Source organism: Novosphingobium sp. FSW06-99, assembly GCF_001519065.1.
Lineage (GTDB): Bacteria > Pseudomonadota > Alphaproteobacteria > Sphingomonadales > Sphingomonadaceae > Novosphingobium.
Genome location: NZ_KQ954251.1, coordinates 407,327 through 425,728, shown reverse-complemented (window position 1 = coordinate 425,728; position 18,402 = coordinate 407,327). Strand labels below are relative to the sequence as shown.

Genomic DNA, 18,402 nt, shown 5'->3' with positions numbered 1-18,402 from the left:
GGACCCGAAGGCAGACAGCGTGAATGACCCCCGCGCAATTGGGCCGCAGGACGAGGAAAACGATGGCAACAGCTCTTTTCGAAGGCCCCGAAGCATTGACCGGCGGCCCCGAGGTTTCGCCCGCACCCGAAGCGGTGGTGGTGCGTTTTGCGGGCGACAGCGGCGACGGGATGCAATTGACCGGCGGCCAGTTCACGCTGTCGACTGCGCTGGCGGGCAACGACCTGGCCACGTTTCCCGATTTTCCGGCAGAAATCCGCGCGCCTCAGGGCACGCTGTTTGGCGTTTCGGCGTTCCAGATCAATTTTGGCTCGACCGAGATCGAAACCGCGGGCGATCAGCCCGATGTGCTGATCGCGATGAACCCCGCCGCGCTCAAGGTGAACCTCGCTGCGCTGAAAGTGGGCGGGTTGATCATCGCCGACAGCGGTGAATTCAACAAGCGCAACCTGGAAAAGGCCAAGTACGAGGCCAACCCGCTCGACGACGGCAGCCTCGACAAGTGGCAATTGCTGGCGTTCGACATTTCCGCGCTGACGTTGCAGGCGGTCAAGCCGTTCGGCCTTGGCAACAAGGAAGCCCTTCGCTGCAAGAACATGTGGACGCTGGGGCTGGCGCTATGGATGTTCGACCGCGACCGGCAGCCGCTGATCGACTGGCTGAACGCCAAGTTTGCCAGGAACCAGGTGCTGGCCGATGCCAATGTCGCGGCGCTGAACGCCGGGCATGCCTATGGCGAAACCGCCGAACTGTCGGGCCCCTTGCGTCAGGTGCATATCGGCGCGGTGGCCAGCGAACCAGGGCTCTATCGCACTGTCACCGGTGCCGAATCGATCAGCTATGGCCTGGTGGCGGGTGCGCAACTGGCCAGCCTGCCGATGTTTTTCGGCGGCTATCCGATCACGCCTGCCAGTTCGATCCTGCACAATCTGGTCAAGCTGAAGGAATTCGGCGTCACCACGTTCCAGGCCGAGGATGAAATTGCCGCGATCGCCTCGGCGATCGGCGCGTCCTATGCGGGGCATCTGGGGGTAACCTCGTCGTCGGGGCCGGGCATCGCGCTCAAGACCGAGGCGATGGGGCTGGCGGTGATGACCGAACTGCCGCTGGTGATCGTCAATTCGCAGCGTGGCGGCCCCTCGACCGGGCTGCCGACCAAGACCGAGCAGTCGGACCTCTATCAGGCGGTCTATGGCCGCAACGGCGATGCGCCGATCCCGGTGGTCGCCGCGCGCAGCCCGTCCGATGCGTTCGATTGCGCGATCGAGGCGGTGCGCATCGCCACGCAATACATGACCCCGGTGATCCTCTTGACCGATGGCTATATCGCCAACGCGGCCGAGCCGTGGAAAGTGCCCGATCCCAAGGCCTACACGCCGTTTCCGGTGACGTTCCTTGAAGAACCCAACGGCCCTGACGGCACCGTGCTGCCCTATGCGCGCAACGACAAGGGCGCCCGCCCGTGGATCAAGGCGGGTACACCCGGCCTGATGCACCGCATCGGCGGGATCGAGAAGAACCCGCTGACCGGCAATATCGACTATGCCCCGGCCAGCCACCAGACGATGACCGACGCGCGCAAGGCCAAGATCGACGGGATTGCGCGCTCGATCCCGGCGCAAGAGGTCACCCTGGGTGAACCGGGCGGCAGGCTGGTGCTGGTCGGTTGGGGCAGCACGTTCGGCGCGATCCATCAGGCGGTGCGCCGCGCGCGCAAGCGTGGTTTGGATGTCAGCCATGTCCATGTGCGTCATGTCTGGCCCTTGCCCGAAAATCTGGGCGATCTGCTCAAGGGGTACGACAAAGTGCTCGTGCCCGAAATGAACACCGGCCAGTTCAAGACGGTGTTGCGCGACCAATATCTGGTCGATGCCCGCCCGCTGACCAAGACCAGCGGCCAACCGTTCACGATCGCGGAAATCGAAGCCGCGATCGACGCCGCGCTGGCTTGAAGGATCATACCATGAACGATCTGACCCCGATCAAGACCACCCTGAAAGACTGGGAAACCGATCAGGAAGTGCGCTGGTGCCCGGGCTGCGGCGACTATGCCATTTTGAAGGCGGTGCAGCGCACTTTGCCCGAGCTGGGCTCCGACCCGTCGAACACCGTGTTCGTGTCGGGCATCGGCTGTTCCAGCCGGTTTCCCTATTACGTCGAAAGCTATGGCTTCCACACCATCCATGGCCGCGCGCCCGCGTTTGCGACCGGGATCAAGCTGGCCAATCCCGATCTCGACGTATGGCTGATCACCGGCGATGGTGATGGTCTGTCAATCGGCGGCAACCACCTGATGCACGTGATCCGCCGCAACCTGAACACGCAGATCCTGTTGTTCAACAACGAGATCTATGGCCTGACCAAAGGCCAGTATTCGCCCACCAGCCGCGAGGGCACCTCTTCGCCGACCACGCCGCTGGGTTCGGTCGATCACCCGGCCAGCCCTTGCGCCTTTGCACTGGGCGCGGGCGGACGGTTCATCGCGCGCAGCTATGACGTGTCGAAAGATCTGCCGCAGGTGCTCAAGGCCGCCCATGCCCACCAGGGCGCGGCGTTTGTCGAAATTTTCCAGAACTGCATCGTCTACAACAAGGATCGCTTCGACGATTTCACCGCCAAGCCGGTCGCTGATGCGACGCAATTGTGGACCCGTCACGGCGAACCGTTGCTGTTTGCCAAGGGCACCAAAGGCCTTGCGCTCGATACGCAGGCGCTGAAACTGAAAGTGGTCGATGTGACCGATGGCGACTGGCAGACGGCGGGCGTGGTCGTGCACGACCAGACCAATCGCACGCTGGCGCATCTGTTGGTCGAAATGCCGTTCGGCGCGTTCCCGATGGCGCTGGGCGTGATCTACGACGATCCGCGCCCAACGTTCGAAAGCGCGCTGCTGGGGCAGGATCACAAGGCCCGCGCGGGCAAGAGCGCCGATCTGGGCAAGCTGCTGGCCAAAGGCCAGACCTGGACCGTTGACGCATAAGGCCTGCCCGAAAGGGCAGGTCGCGCCGGGGGGCTGCACGCGCACAAGGGCGCCATGACCGAACCTGTCCTCGTCTGGCTGCGCCAGGATCTGCGCCTTGCCGATCAGGCCGCATTTGTTGCCGCTGCCGCCGAAGGGCCGGTGATCCCGGTCTATGTGCTCGATGACGAAACCCCGCGCCATCGCCGCATGGGCGGGGCCTCGCGATGGTGGCTGCACCACAGCCTGACCAGCCTTGCGGCGGACTTGCGCAAGGCGGGGTCACGTCTGGTGCTGCGACGGGGCAGGGCCGACGAGCAATTGCGTGCCCTGGCGCAAGCGACCGGCGCGCGGCGCGTGCATGCGCTGGGCCATGCCGAACCATGGTGGCGCAATGCCGAACGCAGCGTCGCCAAGTCGCTCGATCTGGTGCTCCATCCCGGCCAGTATCTGGTTCCGCCGGGCACTTTGCGCACTGGTTCGGGACAGCCCTATCGCATCTATACGCCGTTCTGGCGAACGCTGGTGCAGCACATGCCGCCGCCGCCGCCCGTGCCTGCGCCGGACTTGTCGGCGCCAGTGCAGTGGCCCGCCAGCGACGATCTCAACGATTGGCAATTGTTGCCCACCGCGCCTGACTGGGCGGCCGGCATGCGGCAGGAATGGACCCCGGGTGAAGCGGGGGCACAGACGCGGCTTGACCGGTTTGCCGAATGCGCCGCGCGCTATGGCACCGCGCGCAACCTGCCGTCGCAGGCGGGCACGTCGAAACTGTCGCCGCATCTTCATTTCGGCGAGATTTCGGTGGCGCGGGTGTGGCACGCGATGGCCGGGGCGGGCGGCTCGGTCGAGGTGTTTCTGGGCGAACTGGGCTGGCGCGACTATGCCGCCAATGTGCTGTGGCAATTCCCCGACTATGCCACGGCCAATGCCAAACCGGCCTTTGACCGAATGGACTGGCGTGACGCGCCCGATGAGGTGCGGGCCTGGCAGCGCGGGATGACCGGCTATCCGATCGTCGATGCCGGGATGCGCGAACTGTGGGCGACCGGGTGGATGCACAATCGCGTGCGGATGATTGCCGCCAGTTTTCTGGTCAAGCACTTGTGCGTCGACTGGCGCGAAGGCGAACGCTGGTTCTGGGATACGCTGGTCGATGCCGACCACGCCGCCAACGCGGTCAACTGGCAATGGACCGCCGGCACGGGTGTCGATGCACAGATGTTCGTGCGGATCATGGCCCCGCTGGTGCAATCACCCAAGTTCGATTGCGGCGATTATATCCGCCGCTGGGTGCCCGAACTGGCGCATCTGCCTGATCCGCTGATCCACGATCCGCCGCTGCGTCCGCGCGGCTATCCCGCCCCGATCATCGGCCATGTCGAAGCCCGCGCAAGGGCATTGGCTGCGCATGACCGATTGAAGGCAGATATCTAGGCGGCGCCGAGATCCGATCCGCGATACTGCGCGACAATTGCGTCGAACACATCGTGATCGATCAGGCTGCCGAAGGCCGCGCCGATCATGCCGGCTTCCCACCACACCACTTCGGCCTGCATGGCCGGAAAGCCGGGGATCGTCAGCCAGCAGAAATTGTGGGCTTCCAACCGCGCGGGCGATGTCGCGGTGAACCCGCCGACCGACAAGTCGCGGATAATCGTATCGAACGCGCGGCCCCCGGCCGGGCGCAAGGTTGCGCCAATATGCACGCGCAGGCGCGGCGCGCTGCGATCCTCTTGCGAGGCGTGTTCGTAACTGCCCGGTCCAAACCGGGAATCGTTCCAGGTCGTGCTGTTCATCACCCTGCCCCGATTGTGCGCCGAATTATGAACGCTTTGCGCATGAGGTCGTCGGGGAAGTTGACAGCTTGGCGTTAACCCATCGTCAGACAAACTGGTAAAGCCGGATTAGGTATTCTCAACGCGTTCGCGGTGCGGGCTGGCAAATTCCTCGCTCGCCAGCGCCACCAGTCGCGCGGCCACCACTTCGGGCGCCTTGACGCTGGCCGGGTCTTCGCCCGGATAGGCCTTGGCGCGCATCGCGGTGCGGGTGGCGCCGGGATCGACGATGGCCACGCGGATCGCGGACATGCCGCGCACTTCCTGCGCATAGGCATCGAGCAGGTTGTCGAACGCCGCCTTGGACGCGCCATAGGCACCCCAATAGGCCCGTGGGCTGGCGCCCACGCTGCTGGTCACGCCGATCACCCGCGCGGCGGGCGCCTTGCGCAGCGCGGCGTGGAAACACGCGATCAGCGCTTGCGTCGCGGCAACGTTGAGCAACAGGCCCCGGTTGAGATCGCGCGGTTCGATCTGCCACACCGGGGTCAGCACCGGCAACACGGCGGCATTGATCACCAGCAGGTCAAGCGCAGGCCAGCGCGTGGTGATCGCGGTGGCCAGGCGGCCGATCGCTTCGGGTTCGGCCAGATCGCATGGCGCGATCGTGGCGGTGCCACCGGCATCGAAGATGTCTTGTTCGACCGCTTCGAGATCGCGCGCGGTACGCGCGACCAGCACGACATGCGCGCCCGCCGCGGCCAGCGCACGCGCCGTCGCCGCGCCAATACCCCGGCTGGCGCCGGTGACCAGCGCGACCTGACCCGTCAGACTGCTCATGGTCATCCCTTGACTTTGACTTTGCCCAGCACCGCCGCTTCGCGTTCGCCCAGGTCGGTCAGGCGTGTCGGATAATCACCGCTGAAGCAGGCATCGCAATATTGCGGGCAGGCACGGTCGCGCTGCGCCTCGCCAACCGCGCGATAGAGCCCGTCGATCGAGACGAAGGCCAGACTGTCGGCCTGGATGAAACGGGCCATTTCCTCCACATCCATCCGCGCGGCGAGCAGTTTTGACCGCTCGGGGGTATCAACCCCGTAAAAGCACGAATGTTCGGTCGGCGGGCTGGCGACGCGGAAATGCACTTCGCTGGCACCGGCCTCGCGCATCATCTGCACGATCTTCATCGAGGTGGTGCCGCGCACGATCGAATCGTCGATCAGCACGATGCGCTTGCCCGCGACCAGCGCGCGGTTGGCATTGTGCTTGCGCTTCACGTCGGCGTTGCGCTTGCCGTCGGACGGCTGAATGAACGTGCGCCCGACATAGTGCGAACGGATGATGCCCAGTTCGAACGGAATGCCCGACTGTTGCGCATAGCCCAGCGCGGCCGGGGTGCCGCTGTCGGGCACGGGGATGATCAGGTCGGCCTCGACGCTGGCCTCGATCGCGAGTTGTTCGCCGATCGCCTTGCGCACCTGATAGACCGATCGACCGCCGATCAGCGAATCCGGGCGGCTGAAATAGACATGTTCAAAGATGCACATGCGCGATGCGGCATCGACAAACGGACGGTGGCTGGAAATGGTACCGTCCATCGCCACTTGCACCAGTTCGCCCGGCTCGATCTCGCGCACGAATTCGGCCCCGACCACATCGAGCGCGACCGTTTCGCTGGCAAAGATCACCGCATCGTCAAGCTGACCCATCACTAGCGGACGAATACCGAGTGGGTCGCGACAGGCGATCATGCCCTCGGGCGTCATGCAGATCAGCGAATAGGCGCCTTCGACCAGCCGCAGCGCATCGGTAAACCGATCGAGCAGGGTGGGATAGCGGCTGGTCGCGACCAGGTGGATGATGACTTCGGTGTCCGACGTCGATTGAAAGATCGCGCCCTTGGTCACCAGATCGCGACGCAGCGTCATCGCGTTGGAAATGTTGCCGTTGTGCGCGATGGCAAACCCGCCCGAGGCGAGATCGGCATAGAGCGGCTGCACGTTGCGCAGGCCCGCGCCGCCGGTGGTCGAATAGCGCACGTGGCCGGCCGCCATCACGCCGGGCAATTCGGCGATCGCGTCAACCGACGAAAAGTTCTGCGCGACATGGCCGATGCCACGACGCGAATAGAATTCCAAACCGTCAAAGCTGGTGATGCCCACCGCTTCCTGCCCGCGATGCTGCAGCGCATGCAGGCCAAGCGCGGTCATTGCGGCGGCGTCGCGGGTGCCAAGCACACCGAAAATGCCGCATTCCTCGCGGAGCTTGTCGCCATCCGCGTCGAAAAAGGGGTTGGTCAGGTTCATCGGGCTCTCGGGGTCGTACGGGGGCTGGGCAGGGGGACACGTGCGACGGGTGGGTGTCATCCGCGCGCCATGTGGCCCCGTTTGGTCCGGAACGCAAGGGGCTGTGACCGCCTGATGACACCGTGCAGGCGCCGGTCCGGCACGCAGTTTGTACCTGGCTCCCGATGTGCATCACTATGGTACCATTGCATTAACCATTGATCATAGCGCGGAATTTACCAGTTCCGAGGTTAATGGCGCCATGGCAAGAATACCTGCTCCTGTTGCTGTACTGGCGGTCGCCCTGCTCTATTTTTGCGGGGCCGCGCTGACGTGCCAGTTCGAACGCTGGCACGGCGGGGTTGCCATAATCTGGTTTCCGGGCGCGCTGCTGGCGGCCTGGCTCCATGCATGCCCGCGCCGCGATTGGGCCGCCTTGCTGCTGGCGTGCGGGCTGGCCAATGTGCTGGCGGCCGCGTGGTGTGGACCGGGCTGGATGCCGGGCGTACCGATCGCGCTGGCCAACATGGTCGAAGTCGCTGCGGCTGCGACGCTGGCGCGGCACGCCTTGCGCGCGCACTGGCCGGACACCACGCTCGAACTGGTCGCCTTGTTCCTGCTCGGTACACTGCTGGTGATCCCGGCGTGCGGCGCGTTGATTGCGGCGACGGGCGCGCACGCGATCGGGCATGCGGGCTTTGTCGCGGTGTTTCGTGGCTGGATGCTGGGGCATGCGGTGGGGCTGGTTGCGGTACTGCCGTTTGCGGTGGTCGCGCTGGCGCGCCTGCGTGAAGCGGGCGAGGCCGTACTGGGTCGTCGCACCGGCGACCAGGGCGGGCACGGACATCCCCGCGTGGCCTCGATGCTGATGGTCACAACGATGGCGCTGCTGACCACGTGCGTGTTTGTGCAGTATGAAGACTGGCCGCTGGCCGCTCCGCTGCTGTTCGCGCTGTTTGCCGCGGTGTGGGGCGATGTGCTGATCGCGACGGCAATGCCGATGCTGGTTGCGCTGATTGCCGCGCCGCTGACGCTGGCCGGATATGGGCCGTTTGCCGATGCGGATCACGTGCCACTGGGCCTGCTCTATGCCGGGCTGGTGGCGTGCGGTTCGCTGCCGGTGGTGGTCGAGCAGGCCCGTCGGCGCCGCGAAATCGCCCGATTGAGCCACAGCGCCGCGCATTTTCAGGCCTTGTCGGCGCGCGCCGACAGCCTGATCGACGAATTGCGCCGCGAAGCGCAGACCGATCCGCTGACCGGCCTGCCCAATCGGCGCGCGTTCTATGCCGGCCTGGCGGTGCATGCCGCATCCGACGAACCGACGTGCGTGGCGATGATCGACATCGACCATTTCAAGCGAGTCAACGATCGGCTGGGCCATGCCGCTGGCGATGCGGTGCTGCGCCGGTTTGCCGAACTGGCGCGGTCCAGCTTTCGCGCGATCGATGTCGTCGGGCGTATCGGCGGCGAGGAATTTGCGGTGATCTTGCGCGACGTTTCGGTCGAACAGGCCTGCAGGATCTGCCAACGCCTGACCGACCGGTTTGCCGGAACGCAGATCGAAACGCCGTTCGGCCCCGTGTGCGTAACGATCAGCACCGGCATCGCCGTGATCGGCCGCGATGGCGATGCCGCGATGGCCGCCGCCGACCAGGCGTTGTATGAAGCCAAACGCGCGGGCCGGGCACGACTGGCGTCTGCCGCGTAAACACGTTCGTGCCATTGCCACGCGCGCGGCAAGACCCTAGATGCAGGTGCATCGGTCGCAACCGGCGAAAGTGACGCATCATTTGTTCCTGACCCCTTTTGAATGGACCATTGCCCGGCGCTATATCCTGCCCGGGCGCAGCGAGGCGTTCATCGCTATGGTTGCCGGCATCAGTCTGGCCGCGGTCATGCTCGGCGTTGCCGCGCTGGTGATCGTGATGAGCGTGATGAACGGCTTTCGCGCCGAACTGATGGACAAGATCGTCGGGCTCAACGGCCATGCGGTGATCCAGGCCTATGGCGGTCGGCTCGACGACTGGCAGGGCATCGTGCGCACCTTGCAGGCAACGCCCGGCGTGACGCGGGCCACGCCCTTGCTAGAACAGCCGCTGCTGGCGACATTCAACGGGCGGGTCGAGGCGATCGTGGCGCGCGGCAACACCCAGGGCGATCTGGCGCGCATGGCCGAAAAGAAAGTGGCCGGTTCGTTCAAGGACGTGCAGCCCGGTGCGGGCCAGGTGGCGATCGGGTCGCGCCTGGCGGAAAACCTGGGCGTACAGGTGGGCGACACGATCACCATCATCAATCCCGCGGGGCGAAGCACACCGTTCGGTACGGTCCCGCGCGAAATTGGCTATCGCGTGGCGGCGATCTTTGAAATCGGCGTCTATGACTATGACAATTCGTTTGTGGTGATGCCGATTGCCGATGCGCAGACGTTGTTGCTGACAGGCGATTCGATCGGCATGATCGAGGTTACCACGCGCGATCCCGATACCGTCGGGCAGACGCTGGCGCCGATCAAGGCGCAATTGAACGGCCGCGCAGTGGTAACCGACTGGAAAACGCTCAATGCCAGCCTGTTTCAGGCGCTGGCGGTTGAACGGGTGGCCATGTTCGTGGTGCTGTCGATCATCGTACTGGTGGCGGTGTTCAACATCCTGTCCTCGCTGATCATGCTGGTGCGTGCAAAGACCCGCGACATCGCGATCCTGCGCACGATGGGCGCGACCCGCGGCAGCATGATCAAGATCTTCGTCACGATCGGATCGGTGATCGGGGCAGTGGGCACCGGGGCGGGTCTGGGGATCGGGCTGATCTTCCTCCATTTCCGCCAGGTGGTGGTGCACGGGGTTGAACGGCTGACCGGGCAAAACCTGTGGGACCCGTCGATCCGGTTCCTGACCGATCTGCCCAGCCGGGTCGATCCGGCCGAAGTGGCGGCGATCTGCGGCATGTCCTTGTTGCTCAGTTTCCTGGCGACGCTCTATCCCGCGATCAAGGCGGCAAGCACTGACCCGGTTCAGGTGCTGCGCTATGAATGATGACACGATCGTGCCGGTGGTCCGCCTGACCGATCTGCGCCGCACGTTCCACCAGGCGGGCGTGGCGATCGAGGTGCTGCGCGGCATTCACCTGGAGATTCAGCCCGGCGAGATTGTCGCGCTGCTCGGGCCTTCGGGGTCGGGCAAATCGACCATGTTGCAGGCAATCGGCTTGCTCGAAGGGGGCTTTGCCGGGCGGATCGAGATTGCCGGGATCGATGCTTCGGCGCTGTCGGGCGATGCGCGCACCGCGCTGCGGCGCAGCCACCTTGGCTTTGTCTATCAGTTCCACCATCTGCTGCCCGATTTCACCGCGACCGAAAATGTCATGCTGGCCGGGCTGGTGGCCGGGCATGCCAAGGCCGAGGCGACGCGGCGGGCGCGCGACCTGCTCGAAGCGCTGGGGCTGGGGCACCGGCTCGACCATCGGCCAAGCCAGCTATCGGGCGGCGAACAGCAACGCGTGGCGGTGGCGCGCGCGCTGGCCAATCGCCCGGCGCTGGTGCTGGCGGACGAACCCACCGGAAATCTGGACGAAGCGACCGCCGAACGCGTGTTCGAGGAATTCGTCACGCTGGTGCGCGGGCTGGGCAGTTCGGCGCTGATCGCCACCCACAACGAGCGGCTGGCCTTTCGCATGGATCGCGTGTTGCGGCTGCACGAAGGCGTGCTGGAATAGGCTTGCACGCCGAAGCGATTGCCGTAACCTTCCACGGTGCGCCCGGTTGCAAGGGCGTGCTCGATAAAGGGGATGATGTCGTGACACAGCCGCGCACGATTGCCGATTTTTCCGCGAAGCTGCCCAATGGCGAGGCGATTTCGCTGGCGGACAAGCTGGGCAAAGTGCTGCTGGTGGTCAACACGGCGTCGAAATGCGGCTTCACCCCGCAATATGATGGACTTGAAGCCCTGTGGCGCGAATATGGCGAGCGCGGGTTTGAAGTGCTGGCGTTTCCCTGCAACCAGTTCGGCGGGCAGGAACCGGGCAGCGCGGACGAGATCGAAAGCTTTTGCAAGGTCAATTTCGGGCTGAGCTTTCCTCTGTTTGCCAAGATCGAGGTCAATGGCACCGGGGCCGAGCCGCTTTATCAATGGCTGAAGGACGCGGCGCCCGGGATTGTCGGGACCAAGGCGATCAAATGGAATTTCACCAAATTCCTGATCGGCCGCGACGGCAAAGTGGTGCGCCGCTACGCCCCGCTCGACAAACCGGCCAGCATCGCCAAGGATATCGAGAAACTGCTGTAGCGCGTTGCCCCGGTGGCTTCGCGAAAGCTTATCGGGCCATGCCATAATTCGTATGCGACGGGCATGCCTTGGCACTTGACCCGGAGCGCAGGTGTGGCGAAATGGCGTTTAACCTGAGAACGCACCATTTTCACCGATACGGTTATTTTTGTACAAATTACACGCCATAACGGCAAATTTCTACACCAGAACGGAACGCTCGCCATGCCGATTTCCATCAAGATGCCCGCGCTTTCGCCGACCATGGAAGAAGGCACGCTTGCCAAATGGCTGGTCAAGGCCGGCGACACCGTGTCGTCGGGCGATATCCTGGCCGAGATCGAAACCGACAAGGCGACGATGGAATTCGAGGCGGTCGACGAAGGCGTGATCGTGTCGATCGACATCGCCGAAGGCACCGAAGGCGTCAAAGTCGGCACCGTGATCGCAACGCTCGCCGGTGAAGATGATGCCGCGGCCCCCGCGCCCACCGCTGCGGCGGCCGCAACAGCGCCGGTTGCACCGCCGGCGCCTGTCGTGGCGGCGCCGGCGCCGGTCGCTGCTGCCCCGGTGTCAGCCCCGGCTGCAGCAGCCACGGGCACGCGCGTCATCGCCAGCCCGCTGGCCAAGCGCATCGCCGCCCACCAGGGCATCGATCTGGCCACCATCAAGGGCAGCGGCCCCAACGGGCGCATCGTGCGCGCCGATCTTGACGCCGCCCCGGCGCCTTTCGCTGCAGCAGTGGCCGCACCGGTTGCAGCCGCGGCACCCGCGACGCCAGCGCCGGTCGCCGCGCCAGCCCCGGCTGCAATCCCCGATTTCGGTATTCCCTACGAAGCGACCAAGCTCAACAATGTGCGCAAGACGATCGCGCGCCGCCTGACCGAGGCCAAGCAGACCATCCCGCACATCTATCTGACGGTCGATGTCCGGCTCGATGCGCTGCTCAAGCTGCGCGGGCAGCTTAATGCCGCGCTCGAAGCGCAGGGTGTCAAGCTGTCGGTCAACGACCTGCTGATCAAGGCGCTGGCCAAGGCGCTGGCGCAAGTGCCCAAGTGCAATGTCAGCTTTGCCGGAGACGAATTGCGCACGTTCAAGCGGGTCGATGTGTCGGTCGCAGTCGCCGCGCCGTCGGGCCTGATCACCCCGATCATCGTCGATGCCGCCAACAAGTCGGTTTCGGCGATTGCCGGGGAAATGAAGACGCTGGCCGGCAAGGCACGCGATGGCAAGCTGCAGCCGCACGAATACCAGGGCGGCACGGCCAGCCTGTCGAACCTGGGCATGTTCGGCATCAAGCAGTTCGAAGCGGTGATCAACCCGCCGCAGGCGATGATTCTGGCAGTCGGTGCGGGCGAGGCGCGGCCTTACGTGGTCGACGGCGCGCTGGCCGTGGCCACCGTCATGTCAGCGACCGGCAGCTTTGACCACCGAGCGATCGACGGGGCCGATGGCGCCGAACTGATGCAGGTGTTCAAGTCGCTGGTGGAAAATCCGCTGGCACTGGTGGCCTGATCCGATGGGCTATCCGCCGGACTATCCCAGCGGCGAACCGGCCATCCGCATCACCGCGATGCCGGCCGACGCCAACCCGGCGGGCGACATTTTTGGCGGCTGGTTGATGGCGCAGATGGACATGGCCGCGGGGATCATCGCCGCGCGCCATTGCCGGGGGCGCGCGGCAACCATCGCGGTCGAGGGCATGAAGTTTCAAAGCCCGGTGCATATTGGCGATGAAGTGTCGGTGCATGCCACACTCACATCGGTCGGCCGCACCTCGATGGTGATCGATATCGAGGCCTGGCGCCGCCCGCGCACCGGCGACGAGCGCGAGCGTGTGACGCAAGCGCGATTTGTTTTTGTGGCGATCGACGAAGATCGCCGTCCCCGGCCGGTACCCCCGCTGCCGGGCAGAGCCTGAGGAGTTTGACGTGGCTGACAGCTTTGACGTGATCGTGCTGGGGTCGGGCCCGGGTGGCTATGTGGCAGCGATCCGCGCCGCGCAACTCGGGCTGAAAGTCGCGATTGTGGAGCGCGAAAATCTGGGCGGGATCTGCCTCAACTGGGGGTGCATCCCGACCAAGGCGCTGTTGCGCTCTGCCGAAGTGTTCCACCAGATGCAGCATGCCAAGGCCTATGGCCTGGCGGCGGACAATGTCCGCGCCGATCTGGCCGCCGTGGTGGCGCGGTCGCGCGGCGTTGCCAAACAGCTCAACCAGGGCGTGACGCACCTGATGAAGAAGAACAAGGTAACCGTGTTCATGGGCACCGGCACGCTGAAGGGGCCGGGCAAGCTGGAAGTGACCGGCGACAAGGGCACGCAAGTGCTGGACGGCAAGCACATCATCGTTGCCACCGGGGCCCGCGCGCGCGACCTGCCGTTTGCCAAGGCCGATGGCGAACGCATCTGGACTTATCGCCACGCGATGACGCCGAAGGAATTGCCGTCAAAGCTGCTGGTGATCGGTTCGGGCGCAATCGGTATCGAATTCGCCAGTTTCTACAACGATATGGGATCCAAAGTCACGGTCGTCGAAATGCTCGACCGGGTGGTCCCGGTCGAAGATGCCGATGTGTCGGCATTCCTTGAAAAGGCACTGACCAAGCAGGGCATGACCGTGCTGACCGGGGCAGGGGTGGAAACGCTTGAAGTCGGACCCGCTGCGGTCAAGGCTCGCATCAAGGGCAAGGACGGCAAAGTGGTCGAAGACAGCTTCAGCCATGTCATCGTTGCGGTGGGCATTGTCGCCAACACCGAAAACATCGGCCTCGATAGCGTGGGCATCGCCACCGAACGCGGGATCATCGCGATCGACGGCTATGGCCGCACCGGCGCCAAGGGCATTTGGGCGATCGGCGATGTCACCCCCGGCCCCTGGCTGGCGCACAAGGCCAGCCACGAAGGCGTGATCGTGGCCGAAGCGATTGCGGCGGAACTGGGCAACACCGCGGTTCACCCGCACCCGATGGATCGCGGCAACATTCCAGGTTGTACTTATTGCCATCCGCAGATCGCCAGCGTCGGCCTGACCGAAGCGAAGGCCAAGGAAGCCGGGCACACCGTGCGGGTCGGCACGTTTCCGTTCATCGGCAACGGCAAGGCGATCGCGCTGGGTGAGGCTGAAGGGTTCGTCAAGACGGTGTTCGACGCCACGACCGGCGAATTGCTGGGCGCGCACATGATCGGCGCCGAAGTGACCGAAATGATCCAGGGTTACGTTGTCGGCAAGACGCTGGAAACCACCGAGGCCGAATTGATGGGAACGGTGTTCCCGCATCCCACGATCAGCGAATCGATGCACGAATCCGTGCTGGCCGCCTATGGCCGCGCGCTGCACATCTGATCGATCAACGCGTATGAAAAAGGGGGCGCTGCCAGCGATGGCAGCGCCCCCTTTTTTGTTTTTGCTGGGTCGCAATCAGTATTGCGACTGTGATTGTCCATCGCCCGGCGGGGGCAGCGTGCGTTCATCGAACACATGCTTCTGCTCCGGAGTCAGCGTGGCGTAAAACGCCTTGAGCACTTGCGACTGGTGTTCCAGATCGGTCAGTTCCTGGCGCATCTCCGCCTCGACCAGGTCCATCCGGCGCGGCGCATCGAGCGTGCGGAACAGCGTGGAGGCTGCCCGGCGCCGCGACTGTGCCTTGTCCGGCACATCGGAGGCGCTGCGATAAAGCTGCCAGGCCGTCTCTTGCGAAGGGGTCAGGTGGAGCGCCTGGTGCAACTGTTCAATCGGAGTCAGCCCAACCGTCTGCGCCAACGCCGGGCCGGCACTGACGATCAGGGCCAACCCGGCGGCAAACGCCGCATAACGCGAAGTGTTCATGACGATACCGAAACCCCGATTACTGGCAGCCATTGGTGGCCCAGTGATACTGCTTGTCGGTATCGCTCCACTGCCAGTTGCCACACGTCTGCGCCTGCGGAGCCGCTGCCTGCGGAGCAGTGGCCACTGGCGGCGCACTGCCCGGAGCAGGCGCAGCCGCTGCCGGGGCACCGTAATAGGGGTAATAGGGATAGCCGTAATAGCCATAGGGGTAACCCCAGAGCCACGGATCGGACCAATAACCGAGATAGAGCCCCAGCGCCGGACCATAGAACCACGGGCCGCCATAATAGCCGCGATAGCCACCATGGTAGTAGCCACCGTGATAATAGCCTCCACCGCGATAGGCGCCGCCGCCACGATAAGCCCCACCGCCACGGTAGGCGCCGCCGCCATGGAATCCACCACCACCATGGAAGCCGCCGCCGCCGCCGCCATGGCTGGCATGCGCTGCTGCCGGAACAACAGCGAGCGCCGCTGCCGCGATCAAGCCGGTAAGAATTTTCATCGCCAATTCCTTTCCCGTCGGCACAACCGTCGTTGCTGTGCCCGTGCCGTAGGTGCCACGCCAGAAAACGACAGGCCAATGACAAAGGCAAGGCAATTCAACCACGACGTCGCCGTCTTGGCGCGGACTATCGCAAAAAGTTCCTTAACCGTGGCTGACTGCCCACGCTCGGTGCGCCTGCCCTTTGAGGCATCCTGCGCGGATTCAGGTCAGCGCCTGTTCGCGGCGGGCCTTGCGATTGGCCACGCTGAAACAGGGCAGGCTGATCTTGCCGCTGGCCAGCAATCCGGCTTGTTTGGTCAGGAATTCCTCGGTGTTGCGCGGCACACCTGCCGCGACCAGGTGGTGTTGCATGAACCGGTGGCGGGTGCACAATCCGCCATTGCCATCGCTGACCAGATCGCGCGCAAAGCTGATCCCCTGGCTCGATTCGCGTGAGCGAACAACGGTTGCCAGTTCGAATTGACCTTCACCGAAATCGACCATGAACGGCGTGCCGATCGGCACGTCGAGCAGGCCTTCAATCAGCGCGCCCGATTGCGACAGGTTGCGCAAGGTGACCGGATAATAATGGTCTTCGTGGATTACGCCGATGGTGCGGAACATGGCGCGGCGTTCATGGCGCTGTTTGGCCGGGCCTTCGGGCTCGATGACCCATTCCTCGTCGGGCAGGTCGACGAACAGGTGCTCGACGCGCACCGGCTTGCTGTAGATATAGCCCTGGACCATGCCGATCTTGAGATCGCGCACCATGTCGAGTTGATCAAAGGTTTCCACGCCTTCAGCAATGGTGTCCATGCCCAGCGCATTGGCCAGCGCGACGATCGCGCTGATGATCGCGCGGTTGCGGTTGTCGTTGCTGGTGGCGCCACGCACAAAGCTCTGGTCGATCTTGATTTTGTCGAAGGGGGCGTTCTTGAGATAGGACAAGCTGGAATAGCCCGTACCGAAATCGTCGAGCACCAGCCGCACGCCAAGACCCTTCAGCGATTTGAACATCGCGTCGGTGGCCTCGCCTTCCTGCAGGAACACGCTTTCGGTCAGTTCCAGTTCAAGCCGGTCGGGATCGAGCCCCGTTGCCATCAGCACCGTGGCGACGATCCGGGGGAACTGCGGGTCGGCAAACTGGACCGGCGAGACGTTCACCGCAACCCGCACCCGGCCGGGCCAGCGCGCGGCGTCTTCGCAGGCCTTGCGCAGGATCCATTCGCCAATGCGGCAGATCATCGTCGATTCTTCGGCAATCGGAATGAACAGCGCCGGCGAGATCAACCCGCTTTCGGGATGATTCCAGCGCACCAGCGCCTCTGTCCCCACCACCCGGTTGCTGGCCAGATCAACCAGCGGTTGATAGTGCAGTTCGAATTCACCCTTGATCAGGGCGTCGTGCATGGTTTCTTCAAGATGGCGCCGCTGTTCGGCAGATTCGAGCATCTCGTTGGAATAGAACCGGAACCGCCCGCGCCCCGAATGTTTGGCCGCATAGAGCGCCAGATCGGCATTGCGCACCACATCATCGGCGGTTTCGCCGTCATAAGGGCTGACCGCGATTCCGACCGATGTGCCGATCGTACAGCGGTTGCCTTCGATCGTATAAGGTTCGGACAGCATCGTGATGATCCGCCCCGCCACGTCGCCCAGCCGCCCCCGGTCTTCGACATCGGGGAACATCACCTGGAATTCGTCGCCGCCCAGCCGACAGATGCGATCCTTGTCGCCCACCACCTTGATCAGCCGCTGCGCCACTTGTTTCAACAGCGTGTCGCCGACCGCATGGCCCAAAGTGTCGTTGACTTGCTTGAACCGGTCGAGGTCGATCAGCATCACCGCGCAGGGTCTGCGTTGCGGTGCAAACGCCGCGAACGTACGCTTGAGGATATTGGTCATGTGGCGGCGATTGAGCAGCCCGGTCAGCGCATCGGTGGTGGCCAGTTGCGAGGCTTCCTCCGCACTCTGCCGGTCGCGCGTCACATCGACGATATGGCCCCGGAAACCGGCAAATTCCCCATCGCCATCGACGATGGGTTCCCCGGAAACCGACCAGACGATTTCGCGCTCGTCCAGTTCGCTACGGGCGATCACCGCCTCGAAGCGTCCCTTGCGCGCAAACACAAAGGGCAGTGTGCGTTGCCCATCGATCCCGGCCCGCGGACGCACAAACAGCGTGACGAAATCCCGCCCCGCCGCATCGCTGTCGCCGACCAGCGCCGCCAGCAACCCGGCTGACAGATAGCCGATCCGCCCCGCTGCATCGGTCGACCAGAACCCGCCGAGATTGAGCGCCTCGAAAGTGGCGCACATCTGTTCGGCATCGGCGCCGTGCAACCCAAAGCTTCGCTCGACCGCGACGCGAGTCGGCGCGACGGCAATCTGGGTCTTCAACCGTGAATACAAACTAGCCACGTGACACGCGTTATTCCCACCCCGAGCCCGTCGGTAGGGTTAACACGCGCTAGCTTTAGAATAAGTAAAGTCGGCAAGTTGACCATGGGCGGTGGTTCAGCCGCGGGCGCGGGATTCCAGCACCCATCGACGATTGCGCCGCTCCAGCCGGCTTTCGCAGCGCCGGCACATCGTTGTCGTGACACCGTCAGGCATCACCCGCACGCGACGCCGAGATGGTAAATGGCCCAGCAGCAGGCATCCCAGCCAGCCAAAATGCCGTTTGATCCAAAGACCTTGCTTGATCGCCACGTTGCCCGCTCCGCCATTATGGACCAGATTTTGTGCATAGCGATATATGTGACACTGGTGCGACTTACTCGCAACATTGGATAAATACTTTT

Annotated in this window: 16 protein-coding genes; 10 read left to right on the top strand and 6 right to left on the bottom strand. The window is 64.2% G+C overall.

The genetic code is table 11. The features are described from left to right. The first annotated feature begins 62 nt into the window (after nt 1–62). The 3 genes from AQZ49_RS02000 to AQZ49_RS01990 are packed head-to-tail and all read left to right on the top strand — an operon-like array spanning nt 63 to nt 4,396. Nucleotides 63–1,952, top strand: coding sequence for a 2-oxoacid:acceptor oxidoreductase subunit alpha (locus AQZ49_RS02000; RefSeq protein WP_067612047.1), 1,890 nt, complete (start codon nt 63–65; stop codon nt 1,950–1,952). 11 nt (nt 1,953–1,963) lie between these two features. Beyond that, nucleotides 1,964–2,980 (top strand): 2-oxoacid:ferredoxin oxidoreductase subunit beta, encoded by a 1,017-nt coding sequence (locus tag AQZ49_RS01995; RefSeq protein WP_067612043.1) that lies wholly within the window; start codon nt 1,964–1,966, stop codon nt 2,978–2,980. A 54-nt stretch (nt 2,981–3,034) separates the two neighbouring features. Continuing rightward, entirely contained in the window at nt 3,035–4,396 is a 1,362-nt protein-coding gene (locus tag AQZ49_RS01990; RefSeq protein ID WP_067612039.1) for a cryptochrome/photolyase family protein, read from the top strand. Here the strand turns inward: AQZ49_RS01990 and AQZ49_RS01985 are convergent. The 3 genes from AQZ49_RS01985 to purF form a co-directional block, all read right to left on the bottom strand. Next, the gene (locus AQZ49_RS01985) at nt 4,393–4,758 is read right to left on the bottom strand and encodes a PilZ domain-containing protein (RefSeq protein ID WP_067612036.1); all 366 of its coding nucleotides are present in this window, start codon (nt 4,756–4,758) and stop codon (nt 4,393–4,395) included. The genes AQZ49_RS01990 and AQZ49_RS01985 overlap by 4 nt on opposite strands. Nucleotides 4,759–4,866: 108 nt before the next feature. Further along, nucleotides 4,867–5,583, bottom strand: a complete 717-nt coding sequence (locus AQZ49_RS01980) for an SDR family NAD(P)-dependent oxidoreductase (RefSeq protein WP_067612033.1) — start codon at nt 5,581–5,583, stop codon at nt 4,867–4,869. Then, nucleotides 5,580–7,043 (bottom strand): amidophosphoribosyltransferase, encoded by a 1,464-nt coding sequence (gene purF / locus AQZ49_RS01975; protein ID WP_067612030.1) that lies wholly within the window; start codon nt 7,041–7,043, stop codon nt 5,580–5,582. The genes AQZ49_RS01980 and purF overlap by 4 nt, the downstream gene beginning before the upstream one ends. 241 nt (nt 7,044–7,284) lie before the next feature. On the opposite strand from purF, the gene AQZ49_RS01970 reads away from it, so the two are divergent. From AQZ49_RS01970 to lpdA, 7 genes are all read left to right on the top strand, one after another. Next, nucleotides 7,285–8,730, top strand: a complete 1,446-nt coding sequence (locus AQZ49_RS01970; RefSeq protein WP_067612027.1) for a GGDEF domain-containing protein — start codon at nt 7,285–7,287, stop codon at nt 8,728–8,730. A gap of 82 nt (nt 8,731–8,812) precedes the next feature. Beyond that, nucleotides 8,813–10,054, top strand: coding sequence for a lipoprotein-releasing ABC transporter permease subunit (locus AQZ49_RS01965; protein ID WP_067612581.1), 1,242 nt, complete (start codon nt 8,813–8,815; stop codon nt 10,052–10,054). After that, nucleotides 10,047–10,733: an ABC transporter ATP-binding protein gene (locus AQZ49_RS01960; RefSeq protein WP_067612025.1), complete on the top strand. Its 687-nt coding sequence runs from the start codon at nt 10,047–10,049 to the stop codon at nt 10,731–10,733. The genes AQZ49_RS01965 and AQZ49_RS01960 overlap by 8 nt, the downstream gene beginning before the upstream one ends. Nucleotides 10,734–10,813: 80 nt before the next feature. Further along, nucleotides 10,814–11,302: a glutathione peroxidase gene (locus tag AQZ49_RS01955; protein ID WP_067612578.1), complete on the top strand. Its 489-nt coding sequence runs from the start codon at nt 10,814–10,816 to the stop codon at nt 11,300–11,302. A gap of 204 nt (nt 11,303–11,506) precedes the next feature. After that, complete coding sequence (locus AQZ49_RS01950; protein WP_067612022.1) at nt 11,507–12,796, top strand: pyruvate dehydrogenase complex dihydrolipoamide acetyltransferase; 1,290 nt, start codon at nt 11,507–11,509, stop codon at nt 12,794–12,796. 4 nt (nt 12,797–12,800) lie between these two features. Continuing rightward, on the top strand, nt 12,801–13,202 hold the full coding sequence (locus AQZ49_RS01945) for an acyl-CoA thioesterase (protein ID WP_067612019.1): 402 nt from the start codon (nt 12,801–12,803) through the stop codon (nt 13,200–13,202). Nucleotides 13,203–13,212: 10 nt separating this feature from the next. Further along, complete coding sequence (lpdA, locus tag AQZ49_RS01940; protein ID WP_067612017.1) at nt 13,213–14,625, top strand: dihydrolipoyl dehydrogenase; 1,413 nt, start codon at nt 13,213–13,215, stop codon at nt 14,623–14,625. A 75-nt stretch (nt 14,626–14,700) separates the two neighbouring features. Here lpdA and AQZ49_RS22480 read toward each other — a convergent pair whose 3' ends face one another. From AQZ49_RS22480 to AQZ49_RS01925, 3 genes are all read right to left on the bottom strand, one after another. Further along, nucleotides 14,701–15,108 (bottom strand): Spy/CpxP family protein refolding chaperone, encoded by a 408-nt coding sequence (locus AQZ49_RS22480; protein ID WP_067612015.1) that lies wholly within the window; start codon nt 15,106–15,108, stop codon nt 14,701–14,703. A gap of 19 nt (nt 15,109–15,127) precedes the next feature. Continuing rightward, nucleotides 15,128–15,616 carry a hypothetical protein gene (locus tag AQZ49_RS22475; RefSeq protein WP_067612012.1) on the bottom strand — a complete coding sequence of 163 codons (489 nt, stop codon included), beginning with the start codon at nt 15,614–15,616 and terminating at the stop codon, nt 15,128–15,130. Nucleotides 15,617–15,820: 204 nt separating this feature from the next. Continuing rightward, nucleotides 15,821–18,019, bottom strand: coding sequence for a putative bifunctional diguanylate cyclase/phosphodiesterase (locus tag AQZ49_RS01925; protein WP_231738595.1), 2,199 nt, complete (start codon nt 18,017–18,019; stop codon nt 15,821–15,823). Nucleotides 18,020–18,402 lie beyond the last annotated feature (383 nt).

Coding starts and splice junctions, on each gene's coding strand:
- AQZ49_RS22475 (WP_067612012.1), bottom strand. CDS start 15,616: ATGAAAATTCTTACCGGCTTGATCGCGGCAGCGGCGCTCGCTGTTGTT.
- AQZ49_RS01970 (WP_067612027.1), top strand. CDS start 7,285: ATGGCAAGAATACCTGCTCCTGTTGCTGTACTGGCGGTCGCCCTGCTC.
- AQZ49_RS01980 (WP_067612033.1), bottom strand. CDS start 5,583: ATGACCATGAGCAGTCTGACGGGTCAGGTCGCGCTGGTCACCGGCGCC.
- AQZ49_RS01990 (WP_067612039.1), top strand. CDS start 3,035: ATGACCGAACCTGTCCTCGTCTGGCTGCGCCAGGATCTGCGCCTTGCC.
- AQZ49_RS01950 (WP_067612022.1), top strand. CDS start 11,507: ATGCCGATTTCCATCAAGATGCCCGCGCTTTCGCCGACCATGGAAGAA.
- AQZ49_RS22480 (WP_067612015.1), bottom strand. CDS start 15,108: ATGAACACTTCGCGTTATGCGGCGTTTGCCGCCGGGTTGGCCCTGATC.
- AQZ49_RS01985 (WP_067612036.1), bottom strand. CDS start 4,758: ATGAACAGCACGACCTGGAACGATTCCCGGTTTGGACCGGGCAGTTAC.
- AQZ49_RS01960 (WP_067612025.1), top strand. CDS start 10,047: ATGAATGATGACACGATCGTGCCGGTGGTCCGCCTGACCGATCTGCGC.
- AQZ49_RS02000 (WP_067612047.1), top strand. CDS start 63: ATGGCAACAGCTCTTTTCGAAGGCCCCGAAGCATTGACCGGCGGCCCC.
- AQZ49_RS01945 (WP_067612019.1), top strand. CDS start 12,801: ATGGGCTATCCGCCGGACTATCCCAGCGGCGAACCGGCCATCCGCATC.
- AQZ49_RS01995 (WP_067612043.1), top strand. CDS start 1,964: ATGAACGATCTGACCCCGATCAAGACCACCCTGAAAGACTGGGAAACC.
- purF (WP_067612030.1), bottom strand. CDS start 7,043: ATGAACCTGACCAACCCCTTTTTCGACGCGGATGGCGACAAGCTCCGC.